Annotated in this window: 12 protein-coding genes and 1 tRNA gene; 7 read left to right on the forward strand and 6 right to left on the reverse strand. The window is 71.7% G+C overall.

The genetic code is table 11. The annotated features are described in order from the left end of the window. Positions 1-28: 28 nt before the first annotated feature. Complete coding sequence (locus AC5L35_RS02110) at positions 29-430, reverse strand: DUF5997 family protein (RefSeq protein ID WP_495057785.1); 402 nt, start codon at positions 428-430, stop codon at positions 29-31. Positions 431-473: 43 nt separating this feature from the next. Between AC5L35_RS02110 and AC5L35_RS02115 the strand changes: the two genes are divergently transcribed. Continuing rightward, positions 474-1,181, forward strand: coding sequence for a LysR family substrate-binding domain-containing protein (locus tag AC5L35_RS02115; protein WP_495057786.1), 708 nt, complete (start codon positions 474-476; stop codon positions 1,179-1,181). Positions 1,182-1,599: 418 nt separating this feature from the next. Here AC5L35_RS02115 and AC5L35_RS02120 read toward each other — a convergent pair. Together AC5L35_RS02120 and AC5L35_RS02125 are read right to left on the reverse strand one after the other, a co-directional pair. After that, positions 1,600-1,674 (reverse strand) — tRNA-Val (locus AC5L35_RS02120). 37 nt (positions 1,675-1,711) lie between these two features. After that, a complete protein-coding gene (locus AC5L35_RS02125) occupies positions 1,712-2,176 on the reverse strand; it encodes a peroxiredoxin (RefSeq protein ID WP_495057787.1) in 465 nt (154 codons plus the stop codon). Between the two features lie 115 nt (positions 2,177-2,291). Between AC5L35_RS02125 and AC5L35_RS02130 the strand changes: the two genes are divergently transcribed. Next, positions 2,292-3,875 (forward strand): phospholipase D family protein, encoded by a 1,584-nt coding sequence (locus tag AC5L35_RS02130; protein ID WP_495057788.1) that lies wholly within the window; start codon positions 2,292-2,294, stop codon positions 3,873-3,875. Positions 3,876-3,903: 28 nt separating this feature from the next. On the opposite strand, the gene AC5L35_RS02135 is transcribed toward AC5L35_RS02130, so the two are convergent. Next, positions 3,904-4,338 carry a DUF3052 domain-containing protein gene (locus AC5L35_RS02135; RefSeq protein ID WP_169395130.1) on the reverse strand — a complete coding sequence of 145 codons (435 nt, stop codon included), beginning with the start codon at positions 4,336-4,338 and terminating at the stop codon, positions 3,904-3,906. Positions 4,339-4,520: 182 nt separating this feature from the next. On the opposite strand from AC5L35_RS02135, the gene aceE reads away from it, so the two are divergent. Further along, the gene (gene aceE / locus AC5L35_RS02140; RefSeq protein WP_495057789.1) at positions 4,521-7,337 is read left to right on the forward strand and encodes a pyruvate dehydrogenase (acetyl-transferring), homodimeric type; all 2,817 of its coding nucleotides are present in this window, start codon (positions 4,521-4,523) and stop codon (positions 7,335-7,337) included. A gap of 339 nt (positions 7,338-7,676) precedes the next feature. Further along, positions 7,677-7,883 (forward strand): cold-shock protein, encoded by a 207-nt coding sequence (locus AC5L35_RS02145; RefSeq protein WP_075941971.1) that lies wholly within the window; start codon positions 7,677-7,679, stop codon positions 7,881-7,883. A 347-nt stretch (positions 7,884-8,230) separates the two neighbouring features. Here the strand turns inward: AC5L35_RS02145 and AC5L35_RS02150 are convergent, their stop codons facing one another. Both AC5L35_RS02150 and AC5L35_RS02155 read right to left on the reverse strand, forming a co-directional pair. After that, positions 8,231-8,941: a TetR/AcrR family transcriptional regulator gene (locus AC5L35_RS02150; protein WP_495057790.1), complete on the reverse strand. Its 711-nt coding sequence runs from the start codon at positions 8,939-8,941 to the stop codon at positions 8,231-8,233. A gap of 152 nt (positions 8,942-9,093) precedes the next feature. After that, positions 9,094-9,858, reverse strand: coding sequence for a pirin family protein (locus tag AC5L35_RS02155; RefSeq protein WP_495057791.1), 765 nt, complete (start codon positions 9,856-9,858; stop codon positions 9,094-9,096). A 77-nt stretch (positions 9,859-9,935) separates the two neighbouring features. Here AC5L35_RS02155 and AC5L35_RS02160 point away from each other — a divergent pair, with 77 nt between their 5' ends. From AC5L35_RS02160 to AC5L35_RS02170, 3 genes are all read left to right on the forward strand, one after another. Beyond that, positions 9,936-11,189, forward strand: coding sequence for a PucR family transcriptional regulator (locus tag AC5L35_RS02160; RefSeq protein ID WP_495057792.1), 1,254 nt, complete (start codon positions 9,936-9,938; stop codon positions 11,187-11,189). 151 nt (positions 11,190-11,340) lie between these two features. Continuing rightward, positions 11,341-12,273 carry an ACP S-malonyltransferase gene (locus AC5L35_RS02165; protein WP_495057793.1) on the forward strand — a complete coding sequence of 311 codons (933 nt, stop codon included), beginning with the start codon at positions 11,341-11,343 and terminating at the stop codon, positions 12,271-12,273. Then, positions 12,270-13,256, forward strand: coding sequence for a beta-ketoacyl-ACP synthase III (locus AC5L35_RS02170; protein ID WP_495057794.1), 987 nt, complete (start codon positions 12,270-12,272; stop codon positions 13,254-13,256). The genes AC5L35_RS02165 and AC5L35_RS02170 overlap by 4 nt, the downstream gene beginning before the upstream one ends. The last annotated feature ends 8 nt before the right edge of the window (positions 13,257-13,264 follow it).

The following is a 13,264-nucleotide window of genomic DNA, read 5'->3' on the forward strand; positions in this document are numbered from 1 at the left end:
GTCGCGGAGCCAGCCGAAAGGGCCCCGCTCATCCCCCGACCGGAGCGTCGGGACGCCTGCCGGACCGCTCTGCCCGGAGTCGGGCCTCCGCGCGCTGCGCCTCGGCCCGGGTGTTGCGCTCGCGGCGCAGCCACTCCGGCTGCTCCTCCTTCAACGCCGCGATCTGGGCGGTGGTCAGCGGCTCGGTGATCTCGGCACGGGCCAGCCCGGAGATCGACACCCCCAGTCGGTCCGCGACGACCTGGCGGGGATGCGGGCCGTTGCGGCGCAGCTCGCGCAACCACTCGGGCGGATCGGCCTGCAGGGCGTCGAGCTCATCGCGCGAGACCACCCCGGCCCGGAACTCGTCGGGCGTCGCGTCGGGGTGCACGCCGAGCTTCTTCGCCGCCGTCGCGGGCTTCATCGTCTGGGTCGACCTCTGCCGCGTCATATGCCCAGGATATCGGGGCCGGACCAGCCGATAGCCTGGGCCGGTGACCGAGCCGGGCGACACCGCAGCCTTCAGGCTCGGCTACGTTCCGGGCGTCACGCCGGGCAAGTGGGCGCGGATCTGGGCCGAGCGCCGTCCCCACGTCCCCCTGGAGCTCGTCACGGCGACCACGGACGAGGCGCTGGAGCTGATCCGGACCGGCGCCGTGGACGCTGCCGTGCTCCGGCTGCCGATCGACCGGACCGGGCTCCACACGATCCCGCTCTACACCGAGACCACCGTGGCCGTCGTCCCGAAGGAACACGTGGTCGCCGCGACCGAGGAGACCACGGTCGCGGACCTGGCCGACGAGATCATCCTGCGCCTGCAGGACGACACACTCGTCTGGCCCGGTGACCGGCCGGGGCGTTCCGCGGCGTTCGCCCCCGCGACGACGGCCGCGGCGATCGAGCTTGTCGCCGCGGGCGTCGGCCTACTGGTCGTCCCCCAGTCGCTGGCCCGCCTCCACCACCGCCGGGACCTCGTCTACCGGCCGCTGACCGACGCGCCGGGGTCGGGCGTCGGTCTCGCCTGGCCGGACGCGGAGAACACCGAGCTGATGGAAGAGTTCATCGGGATCGTCCGCGGGCGCACGGTCAACAGCACACGCACCCCCCGCCGGGACGGCACCCCGACACCGGGCAGACCCGCCCCCACGAAGAAGCGCGTTACCCGGCGCACTCCCGCCCGGCGCGGTACGCGCCGTCGTTGAGCTCACCCACCGACCCGGCCGCGCAGCCCTCGGCGGTGACGACAGCGCGTCCGCCATCGCGTCGACCGGGATGACGGCCGGCCGACATCGGCGGCGGGCTGGTCGGCTGCTGAAGTCTGACCACGACCCCCGCATTACGAGAACTCTGATCGGCGTGTCCACCGTGCTCTGCAGGTCCATCCGTGCACGTCGCGAAATCGGGTTCTCGCTGGGCACCCCCACAAAGACTCACTGGTCAACCGACTCGCACCACCCTGCAGCGGTCGCGACAACTCGGCCACGAGCGCGGGATCGGTGTGCACTGCCGCGGTCGCCTTCCACTCCACCAGGACCTGCGCCAACGGCCTCGTCCTCGGCCTTGGGGCCAGCGGGGGCGATCTCCCGGAGGGCTTCTGACTTGCAAATTTCCTGGTCAGGGTGGTGGGCGCGGCAGGGTTCGAACCTGCGACCGCTCGGGTGTAAGCCGAGTGCTCTTCCGCTGAGCTACGCGCCCGGAGCCCGGTCCCGCGGGAGGATCCGGACCGGGAGGGTCAGGTGGCCACTGCGGCCAGCGCCTTCTTCCACCCCTCCTGCTCGCGGGGCTCACCCGGCTGGTTCACCTCGGTGAAGCGCACGATGCCCGACTTGTCCACCAGGAACGTGCCACGCAGGGCCATCCCCCGCGTCGCGTTGAACACCCCGTACGCCTGGGCCACCTCGCCGTGCGGCCAGAAGTCGGCCAGCAGGGGGAAGTCGTAGCCTTGTGCGTCCGACCATGCCTTGAGCGTGTACGTGTGGTCGACGGAGATCGCGAGGATCTGCACGTCCTCGTTCTGGAAGCTGTGGAGGTCGTCGCGGACGGAACAGAGCTCGCCCTGGCACGTGCGGGAGAACGCGAAGGGGTAGAAGACCACCAGCACGTTGCGTTCCCCGCGGAACGACGAGAGCGTGATCTCCTGGTTGTTCTGGTCCTTCAGCGTGAAGTCAGGGGCCTCCGTGCCGACCTCGGGCGCCATGAGCTGGTCTCCTCCGATTCGAGCGATGCCAACGGGCTGAGCCTAGTCCGGCGCAGGCGAACCCTGAGCAGGCCTTCCCCCGATACCGCCCGGCCTCAGATCTGGAGCAGGTGAGATGCCCGTCGAGGACTGGTTCCTGACCGACGCCGAGCGGGGCAACCCCGCCTACCGGCTGCCGTCGTGGTGCGCCGGGAACAGCGTGGTGCCGCTGGTGCACGGCTCCGGGTACTTCGCCCGGCTGGTGGCGGAGGTCCGGGCACTGCGGTCCGGCGACCACCTCTTCTTCACCGACTGGCGCGGCGACGCCGACGAGCGGCTGTGCCCCGACGGCCCCACCGTCGGCGAGCTGTTCAGCGACGCCGCCCGCCGCGGGGTGATCGTCAAAGGACTCATGTGGCGCTCGCACAACGACGACCTGTCCTACAGCGAGGAGGAGAACCGCCGGCTCGGCGACGAGGTGAACGCCGCGGGCGGTGAGGTGCTGCTCGACGAGCGGGTGCGCCGCGCCGGTTCCCACCACCAGAAGCTCGTGGTGATCCGCCACCCGGACGACCCGCGACGCGACGTCGCGTTCGCCGGTGGCATCGACCTGTGCCACTCCCGCCGGGACGACGCTCAGCACCTCGGCGACCCGCAGCCGCTCCCGATCGCCGAGACCTACGGACCCCGGCCGCCGTGGCACGACGTCCAGCTGGAGGTGCGCGGGCCGGCCGTGGCGATGTTCGACGGGCTGTTCCGCGAACGGTGGGAGGACCCGCACCCGCTCGCCCCGCACAACCCCGCCGCCCGGGTGCGCGACGCGCTGTCGAACGCCGACCTCGTGGCCGATCCGCTGCCGGAGCAGCCACCCGAGCCGGACCGGGCGGGCGACGCGCTGGTGCAGGTGCTGCGGACATACCCCGCACGGCGCCCTGGATACCCCTTCGCGCCCCGCGGGGAGCGATCGGTGGCACGGGGATACGCCAAGGCGCTGCGACGCGCTGAGCGCCTCGTGTACATCGAGGACCAGTACATGTGGTCCCCGCACATCGCGCGGCTGCTCGCCGACGCCCTGCGCCGCAGCCCGCGGCTGCACATCGTGGTGGTCGTGCCGCGCCACCCCGACGTGGACGGCCGGTTGGCGCTGCCGCCCAACCAGGTCGGCAGGCTCCAGGCGATCGAGGCTTGCCGCAAGGCCGCACCCGACCGCGTGCACGTCTTCGACATCGAGAACCACGAGGGCACCCCGGTGTACGTGCACGCCAAGGTGGCCGTGATGGACGACACCTGGGCGTGCGCGGGCAGCGCCAACCTCAACCGGCGCTCGTGGAGCCACGACAGCGAGCTGTCCGTGGCGGTGCTCGACGAGACCCGCGACGACCGGGAACCCACCGACCCCGGCGGCCACGGCGACGGGGCCAGGGCGTTCGCCCGCGAGTTCCGGCTCGAACTGATGCGAGAGCACCTCGACCGCGCCACCGGCGACGACGACGACCTCGTGGACCCGGACAGCGCCGTGCGAGCCGTCGACGCCGCCGCCGACGCCCTGGACGCCTGGCACCGAGGCGGCCGCATAGAACCGCGACCGCCGGGACGCCTACGCCGTCACGAGCCCGAGCGCCTGCCACTTCGCACGAAGCTGTGGGCCGTGCCCGTGTACCGGCTCGTCTACGACCCGGACGGGCGGCCGTGGCGCAGCCGCCTGCGCAACCGGTGGTGACCGGTGCCAGGCAGCCGCCGCGCCCTGCTCACCGCCGTGACTTCGCCGCCTTCGGTGCCACCAGGCGCGAGCCTGCCCAGCCCTCGCTCACCGTGACGTTCGACGTCTGGGACAGCCCGGCTGTGGGGGCGGCCTCGGCGATCTCGCTGGGCTCGACGTGCCCTGGGCGCCCCGTCTTCGGGGTGAGTACCCAGATCACGCCGTTGTCGGCCAGCGGGCCGATGGCGTCCACCAAGGCGTCGACGAGATCGCCGTCGCCTTCGCGCCACCACATGAGGACGAGGTCGACCACCTCGTCGGCATCTTCGTCGAGCAGTTCGTCCCCGGCTCTCTCCTCAGCGGCGTCTCGCACCGCCTCGTCGACGTCTTCGTCCCAACCGAGTTCCTGGACGACCATGCCCGGCTCGACGCCGAGCTTGCCCGCGATGTCGGACGCACGTCCGGCATCATCCGCGGCGACCACGCGTGTACCTCTTTTCCTCGTGCCTCACCCGGGCGTAGAGCCCTGGTCCTGCTCATCAGGTTGCGGAATCCGAACACGATGACTCACCGACGCGCAACCACTCGTTACGAGATCGCATGCCGAGGGGCACGATAGGGGATACCTCCGACTTCTACTCAGCACGAGCCACCAGGGAGAACCCCTTGACCCGGCAGACCACCGACAGCAGCAGCACCCAGAAGGAACCGACGCAGCCGCGGCGCGTCCACGTCATCCGCGACGGGCTCGCTGCGCACCTGCCGGACATCGACCCCGAAGAGACAGCCGAGTGGCTGGACTCCTTCGACGCAGTGCTCGATGCCGCAGGCCAGCAGCGGGCCCGCTATCTCATGCTGCGCATGTTGCAGCGCGCACGGGAACGCCACGTCGGCGTCCCGTCTCTGACCAGCACGGACTACGTCAACACGATCCCGACGGATCGCGAGCCGTGGTTCCCTGGCGACGAGGAGGTCGAGCGCACCTACCGGCGCTGGATCCGCTGGAACGCCGCGATGACCGTGCACCGCGCGCAGCGGCCCGGCATCTCCGTCGGCGGCCACATCTCGTCCTACGCGTCGTCGGCCACGCTCTACGAGGTGGGCTTCAACCACTTCTTCCGTGGCAAAGACCACCCGGGCGGGGGTGACCAGGTCTACATCCAGGGCCACGCCTCCCCCGGCGTCTACGCGCGCGCCTTCCTCGAGGGGCGACTCTCGGAGGACCGGCTCGACGGGTTCCGCCAGGAGCTGTCGCACGGCGGCCCCGGCCACGGGCTCCCGTCCTACCCGCACCCCCGGCTGATGCCGGACTTCTGGGAGTTCCCCACGGTCTCGATGGGGCTCGGCCCGATGAACGCGATCATGCAGGCGCGGTTCAACCGCTACCTGGGCGCTCGCGGCTTCACCGACACGTCCGACCAGCACGTCTGGGCGTTCCTCGGCGACGGAGAGATGGACGAGCCGGAGTCGCGCGGCCTCATCCAGATCGCCGCCACCGAGGGCCTGGACAACCTCACGTTCGTCGTCAACGCCAACCTGCAGCGCCTCGACGGACCGGTCCGCGGCAACGGGAAGATCATCCAGGAACTGGAGTCGTTCTTCCGCGGGGCCGGCTGGAACGTCATCAAGGTGATCTGGGGCCGGGAGTGGGACGCCCTGCTGCACGCCGACCGTGACGGCGCGCTGATCAACCTGATGAACGACACCCCCGACGGGGACTACCAGACCTACAAGGCCAACGACGGCGGCTACGTCCGCGACCACTTCTTCGGCCGCGACCCGCGCACCAAAGCGCTGGTCGAGCCCATGTCGGACGCCGAGATCTGGAACCTCAAGCGCGGCGGCCACGACTACCGCAAGGTCTACGCGGCCTACGCGGCGGCGCTGGAGCAGAACGGGCAGCCCACCGTCATCCTGGCGAAGACGATCAAGGGTTACGGCCTCGGCTCGCACTTCGCGGGCCGCAACGCCACCCACCAGATGAAGAAGCTCTCGCTCGACGACCTGAAGAACTTCCGCGACTCCCAGCGCATCCCGATCTCGGACAAGGAGCTCGAGGCCGACCCGTACCTGCCGCCGTACTACCACCCCGGCGACGACGACCCGGCCATCCAGTACCTGCGGGAACGCCGCCGCGTCCTCGGTGGCGACGTGCCGTCGCGCCGGGTCAGGTCCAAGCCGCTCGTGCTGCCCGGCGACAAGGTTTACGACGTGGTCCGCAGGGGCTCGGGCAAGCAGGAGGTCGCCACCACGATGGCGTTCGTCCGGCTGCTGAGGGAGCTGATCAAGGACAAGGAGATGGGCGCGCGGTTCGTCCCGGTCATCCCGGACGAGGCACGCACGTTCGGGATGGACTCCATGTTCCCGACGCAGAAGATCTACAACCCGAACGGGCAGCAGTACACCTCGGTCGACGCCTCGCTCATGCTCGCCTACCGCGAGTCCGAGCAGGGGCAACTGCTGCACGAGGGGATCAACGAGGCCGGCTCGGTCGGCTCGTTCACCGCGGCGGGCACCTCGTACGCCACGCACGGTCAGCCGATGATCCCGGTGTACGTCTTCTACTCGATGTTCGGTTTCCAGCGCACCGGCGACTCGATCTGGGCCGCGGCCGACCAGATGGCCCGCGGGTTCCTCGTCGGAGCCACGGCGGGGCGCACCACGTTGACCGGTGAGGGTCTGCAGCACAACGACGGGCACTCGCTGCTGCTCGCGGCGACGAACCCGGCGGTGCTCGCCTACGACCCGGCGTTCTCCTACGAGGTGGCGCACATCGTCAAGGACGGCCTGCGTCGCATGTACGGGGAGGGCTCCGATGGCGACGCGGAGGTGCTCGGCGGCGAGAACGTCATCTACTACCTGACGGTCTACAACGAGCCCTACGTCCAGCCGGCGGAGCCGGAGGACCTCGACGTCGACGGCCTGCTGCGCGGCATCTACCGCTACGCGGGCAGCCCTCGGCCCGACGGGCCGCAGGTGCGGCTGCTCGCGTCGGGGGTGTCCGTGCCGTGGGCGCTGCAGGCCCGCGACATGCTCGCCGAGCAGTGGGGTGTCGGCGCCGAGGTGTGGTCGGTCACGTCGTGGGGCGAGCTGCGCCGCGACGGCGTCGAGGCCGAGCGGCACAACCTCGTGCACCCCGACGAGGACGCGCTCGTGCCGTACGTGACACGCGCGCTCGGCGACGGGGGCGCGCCCGTCGTGGCGGTGTCGGACTGGATGCGGGCCGTACCGGACCTGATCCGCCAGTGGGTGCCGGCGCCGTTCACCACGCTGGGCACCGACGGGTTCGGGTTGTCGGACACGCGCCCGGCGGTCCGGCGGCACTTCAACGTCGACGCCGAGTCGATCACGGTGGCGGCTCTGGAGGCACTCGTGGAGCGCGGCGAGTTCGACCGCGGTCAGATGGCCGAGGCCGCGGCGAAGTACCGGCTCGACGACCCTGCGGCCGCCGGTCCGCAGACCACCGACAGCGGCGTGGCCTGACGCCGTCCCACCCCGGGGCCGGAAGCGGCCCCGGGGTGGGGACGCATGCCGGGACGATCTGTGAACAGTGCGTGGCCCTCTCGCCACGGACAGGTCCACTTCGGTCGCCCCAACGTGTCAGTCTGTGCTGACATGGCTCCCGTAAGCGCCCGACCTGCGACGCCGTGGAAAACACACAGGTCATTGGCTCTCGGCAGCGGGGCCGGAACACGATACGCTCCGCCCGACGCCGAGCCCGTGTGATCGGGATCGGGGTCCCGACCGGGGCGCGGACCGTAGCGGCCAGGCGGCGCGATGCTGGGGGCGAGTGCCCCGGCACCAGGTACGAGGAGAGCAAGAATGGCAGAGGGCACCGTCAAGTGGTTCAACAGCGAGAAGGGCTACGGGTTCCTCGCTCCTGACGGTGGTGGCGCGGACGTGTTCGTGCACTACTCGGCGATCCAGACCAATGGTTACAAGAGCCTCGACGAGGGCCAGCGCGTGTCGTTCGACATCGAGCAGGGCCAGAAGGGTCCGCAGGCAACCAAGGTCACCCCGCTCGGCTGAGCCGGGCTGCCGGGATCTCCCGGTAATCGCAGGCGCTGCGGCGCCACGCCCTGATCGTCCCCGCGCCCAGCACGACACCACCGGGCCGGAGGCGCCTACCGACGTCCGTTGGTCTCGTACGGCCACCGGCGTTCCGCTTCGCCCCTGACCGGGTCCACGGCACCCGGCCCACCCTTCGTCGGCGCTGCGTGCGCCCTCCGTGGGCCTGCGACTGCCCGTGGCCTCCGGTCGGGGGTCGCGATCCGCGTCCCGGTCCGTCGAACGTGTCAGACGGTAGCGATGCGCTCGCTGAGGCCGACGAGCGGGTGGGCCTTTCCGCCACCCGTCCGGGGGTCGCCGGCGTGACGTCAGGTCGCGGGTATCGCCATCAGGTCGGCGAGGGACTCCATCTCCACCGTCAGCAGGGTGGACGGTTGATGCCCCATGCCCACGAACTTGCCCTGGACCTCCAGGTTCACCACCCCGTGCATGCGCACCCAGACGAGCAGGGCGCCGGTGAGCGCGGTGGCGGGATCGGCCTCAGGTGCGTACGCGCCGACCCAGTCGGCCAGCCTCTCGTTCCGCTTGATCCACTCCTGCACCTGATCCCTGAGCTCGGTGGCAGCGGGCCAGATGTGTCCGGTGCCCAGCACGGGCAGGAACGGGCCGAGCACCGCTTTGGCCCGGTCGACCGTCTCGGGCGGCGAGTCGGGCGTGGGCGAGGGCATGGACGTGAGAAGCCGGTACAGGTGGGGGGCGGCGACGGCCCACCGTCGGTAGGCGTGCGCGAGGTGCTGCAGGCGCTCCCGCTGGGACAGCTCCCCGATGCGCTCGGACTCGGCGTGCACAGCGGCCGCGGCCTCGGCGTAACAGTCGAAGACGAGCTCCGTCAGCAGGTCGTCGCGGCTGCGAAAGTACTTGTAGAGCGCTGGGCCCGTGACACCCAGCTCCTTCGCCACGGCATTGAGGCTGAGTGCTGCGGGGCCGCCGTCGCACATCTGGGCCAGCGCGGCCTGCTTGATCTCGGCGCGCACCTGGTCCCGATAACGCTGGCGCGGGCTGCCGTTGCCGGCGGTCATGCCGTCATACCTTCCTCCGCCGATCGTCTCGACCTGGGTGCGAGACCCTGACCTCCAGCTTCATGCGCGTGATGCGGTGTGTCGACGGCAATTGCCCGTAGCTGAACGGATGCCTCGCAACCGTGCCCACACTCACGTTCCGCTGCGTAACGTCATCGCAGCTCCGCGTGCATCTCCCAGAGGAGCAGCTCCGCTCCGTGCGGACCCGCCACCATCCGTCGTCCGTCACTTCTGGTGATCCGGGCTGCGTCCCCGCGGGTGAGCGACCCCGACCCTTCCAGCTCAACGCCGCCACGAGCCACGAACAGGTGCACATGCGGCGCGGTGGGCACGGCGGCTGCCGAGCCGGGACGCAGCCGTGCTGCGAGCAGGGCGGCGTTCTCCTGCCGCAGGGAGACGGCGCGGTCCGCCACGTGCTCCCGCCTGCCGGAGGCGACCACCAGCAGCTCACCGGAGTCCAGGGCCGAGCCGATGTCGACCTGCTCGTAGCCGGGTGTCCCGCCCGGTGAGTCGGGCAGCACCCACATCTGCACCAGGTGCACACCCCGGCCGTCGTCCGGGGTCCCGGTGCCTCCGCTCCCGGCCCGCTCCGAGTGGACGATCCCCGAGCCCGCGCTCATCCGCTGCGCCGTGCCCGGCCGGATCTCACCGGAGTGGCCCGCGTCGTCCTCGTGCACGAGCGTGCCCTCGAGCACCCAGGTGACGATCTCCATGTCGCGGTGCGGATGGGGGTCGAAACCCCCGCCGGGCGCCAGCACGTCCTCGTTGCTCGCCATGAGGAGCCCGAAGTGCGTGTCGGCGGGGTCGTAGTGGGCGCCGAACGAAAAGCTGTGGCGCGAGTCGAGCCAACCGGTGCGCGTGCGCATCCGGTCGGCAGCGCGCCGGACCTCGACGGCCGGAGCCGCGGTGGTGCCCATCCGAGCCTCCTGTCAGGACCCTTGCGGAACGTCCGGCGGGCCCGCGGTGTTCCAGCGCCCGTGCGATGCTGCCCCCCGTGACGTGCGATGGAGCGAGCACGGCGGCGGTTCGGAACGGTCCTGCCGCCGTCTCCCCTGCCACGCTCCGCAAGCTCGAACTCGCGGCGGGCGACCTCGCCATCGCCTGTCTGCAGTCGATGGAGGAGCACCAGCCGTGGTTCGCCCGGCTGCCCGCCGAACAGCGCTCGGCAGTACTCCTCGTCACCCAGACCGGCGTCGCGAACTTCGTCGCCTGGCTCGGCGAGCGCGGCGAGTCGATCCGGCTCACCGCGGAGGCCTTCCGCATCGCTCCCCGGGACCTCGCCAGGCGGCTCAGCCTGCGCCAGACCGTCGACCTGGTCCGGATCGCCACCGATGTCTTCGAGCGGCACCTCCCGCCGCTCGCCGCGGACGAGGCCGAACGCCACGCGCTGGTCGAGGGGATCCTGCGCTTCGGCCGCGAGATCGCCTTCGCCGCGGCCACGGTGTACGCGGGCGCAGCCGAGACCCGCGGCGCGTGGGACGCCCGGCTCGAGGCCCTCGTCGTCGACGCCGTGGTGCGCGGTCCGAACGTCGACGACGGGGCCGACGACGCGCTCGTGTCCCGAGCCTCCACGCTGGGCTGGGACCCGGACGCGGCGGTACGGGTGGTGGCCGGGAGCCCGGCACCCGACACGGCGGCCGAGCGGCTGGGAGAGCTGCGCAGACAAGCCGCCAGGGTGGGCCGGTCGGTGCTGGTCGGGGTGCAGGGCAGCCGGTTGATCCTGCTGGTCTCGGAGCCGCCCGGCCCCGGGCGGCTGGGCAGCGAGGTGGGCGCCGACATCGACCGGCTCCTCGACGGCTTCGGTCCCGGACCGGTGGTGGTCGGTCCGGTGGCCACCGAGCTCGCCACCGCCCACGGCAGCGCCCGGGACGCGCTCTCCGCGTTGCGTGCGGCACCCGGATGGCCCGATGCCCCGCGCCCGGTCGCCGCCGACGACCTGTTGCCAGAGCGGGCGCTGGCCGGCGACACCGCCGCCCACCGCATGCTGGTGGACTCGGTCGTCGCCCCACTGGAGGCGGCCGGGGGCGAACTGCTGCACACGCTGGCCGCCTACCTGGAGGGCGGCGGAGCCCTCGAGGCCTGCGCACGGGCGCTGTTCGTGCATCCGAACACCGTGCGCTACCGGCTGCGGCGGGTCTGCGACATCACCGGCCGCAGCCCGTTCGACCCGCGGGACGCGCTGGTGCTGCGCACCGCGGTCATCGCCGCCCGGCTGGACCCACCGCACAGTGCGGAACCACCGGCGTGAGCTACGGAAGGCCTACAACGAGCGGCGGGCGTCACGTGGCCTACTCCACGGACGAACAGTGCCGCTTTGGAGGAAACCTCCAATTCCGGAGCACCGGATTGGTGCGTGCCGGTATCCCCCCGCAGCGTCACTCCGGTGTTCTCTGGTCCTTGTGATCGCCTTGCTCGCACCCGGTCAGGGGTCCCAGACCCCTGGCATGCTCGCTCCCTGGCTGGATGATCCGGTGGCGGAGGAGACTCTCGCCGGATGGTCGGCCGCCACCGGACTCGACCTGGTCCACCTCGGCACGGAGGCCGACGCCGAGGAGATCAAGGACACCGCCGTCACCCAGCCGCTGGTCGTCGCCGCCGCGCTGCTCGCCGCCGCCCGGCTGACCGCGCGCATCGAGCTTCCCGCAGCGGCCCCCGCCGCCGGGCACTCCGTCGGCGAGCTCGCCGCGGCCGCCGTCGCCGGGGTGCTCAGCCCGGACGCCGCCGTCGCGCTCGCCGCCGTGCGCGGCCGGGAGATGGCCGCCGCATGTGCGCTCGAACCCACGGGCATGAGTGCGGTGCTGGGCGGGAATCCCGACGAGGTGCTCGCCAAGCTCCACGAGCTGGGACTCGACCCCGCCAACCGCAACGGCGCCGGGCAGGTCGTCGCGGCCGGTCCCGTCGACGCACTGGCGGCGCTCGCGCAGGACCCCCCGGAGCGGGCGCGCGTGAAGCCCCTGCCGGTGGCCGGGGCGTTCCACACCCGGTTCATGGGTCCGGCGGAGGAGGCCATGCGCACCCACGCCGCCGGGATCTCCGCCACCGATCCCACCCGGCCGCTGCTGTCCAACGCCGACGGCGCGGTCGTCAGCGACGGCGCGGAGGCGTTGCGCCGCCTGGTGGCCCAGGTGACGCGGCCCGTCCGGTGGGACTCCTGCATGGTCACCCTGCGCGAGCTGGGCGTCACCGCCGTGATCGAGCTGCCGCCCGCGGGCGCGCTCGTCGGGCTCGTCAAGCGCGACCTGCGCGGCACTGCCACCGTGGCACTGAAGACACCGGACGACCTCCAGGCGGCCGTCGACCTGATCACCGAGCATGCGGGGGCAGACAAATGACACAGCTCCGACTCGTACCCACCGCACCGGGCGCACGGATCCTCGGACTGGGCAGCTCCCAGCCCGACAACGTCGTCACCAACGACGACCTGGCCCAGCGGATCGACACCAACGACCAGTGGATCCGCGAGCGCGTGGGCATCGAGAGCCGCCGCATCGCGGAAGAGGGCACGCTGCTGGTCGACATGGCCACCGAGGCCGGGGCACTGGCCGTCAAGGACGCCGGGCTGGAGCCGAGCGACATCGACACGGTCATCGTCGCCACGTGCACGATGCCCACCCCGATCCCGAACGCTGCCGCGCAGACCGCCGACCGCATCGGCATCCCGGCGCCGGGAGCCTTCGACCTCAACGCCGCCTGCGCCGGGTTCTGCTTCGGCCTGGGTGCCGCCGCCGACCTGGTGCGGGCAGGCAGCTCGCGCAACGTGCTCGTGATCGGGGCGGAGAAGCTGTCCGACTGGCTGGACTGGACCGACCGCTCCACCGCCATCATCTTCGCGGACGGAGCGGGCGCCGCGGTCGTCGGAGCGGCTCCCGACGAGGCCTCCGTCGGCGTCGGCCCGCTGGTGTGGGGCAGCGCAGGCGACATGTCCCAGACCATCCACATCAAGCCCGAGAACAACGCGCTCGCCCAGGAGGGCCAGGCGGTCTTCCGGTGGGCCACCACGAAGATCGCCCCCGTTGCGCTGCAGGCCATCGAGCTGGCCGGGCTCACCCCCGCCGACATCGACGTGTTCGTGCCGCACCAGGCCAACCTGCGCATCGTCGACGCCGTGGCCAAGCGGCTGCGCGCCAAGGGCGCGCGCGACGACATGGTGGTGGCCGACGACATCCGGCACTCCGGCAACACCTCGTCCGCCTCGATCCCCCTCGCACTCGACCACTTGCGCGCCGACGGGCGGGTGCGCTCCGGCGACACCGTGCTCCTCGTAGGCTTCGGCGCGGGCCTGTCCTATGCCGGCCAGGTCGTCGTCTGTCCCTGACCGTCCGA

Source organism: Pseudonocardia sp. OZ21 (assembly GCF_059359135.1).

What these genes read in the sequence shown, in the direction of transcription:
- AC5L35_RS02150 (WP_495057790.1), bottom strand. Translation starts at nt 8,941, where the DNA reads ATGACCGCCGGCAACGGCAGCCCGCGCCAGCGTTATCGGGACCAGGTG.
- AC5L35_RS02110 (WP_495057785.1), bottom strand. Translation starts at nt 430, where the DNA reads ATGACGCGGCAGAGGTCGACCCAGACGATGAAGCCCGCGACGGCGGCG.
- AC5L35_RS02125 (WP_495057787.1), bottom strand. Translation starts at nt 2,176, where the DNA reads ATGGCGCCCGAGGTCGGCACGGAGGCCCCTGACTTCACGCTGAAGGAC.
- AC5L35_RS02145 (WP_075941971.1), top strand. Translation starts at nt 7,677, where the DNA reads ATGGCAGAGGGCACCGTCAAGTGGTTCAACAGCGAGAAGGGCTACGGG.
- AC5L35_RS02130 (WP_495057788.1), top strand. Translation starts at nt 2,292, where the DNA reads ATGCCCGTCGAGGACTGGTTCCTGACCGACGCCGAGCGGGGCAACCCC.
- AC5L35_RS02170 (WP_495057794.1), top strand. Translation starts at nt 12,270, where the DNA reads ATGACACAGCTCCGACTCGTACCCACCGCACCGGGCGCACGGATCCTC.
- AC5L35_RS02155 (WP_495057791.1), bottom strand. Translation starts at nt 9,858, where the DNA reads ATGGGCACCACCGCGGCTCCGGCCGTCGAGGTCCGGCGCGCTGCCGAC.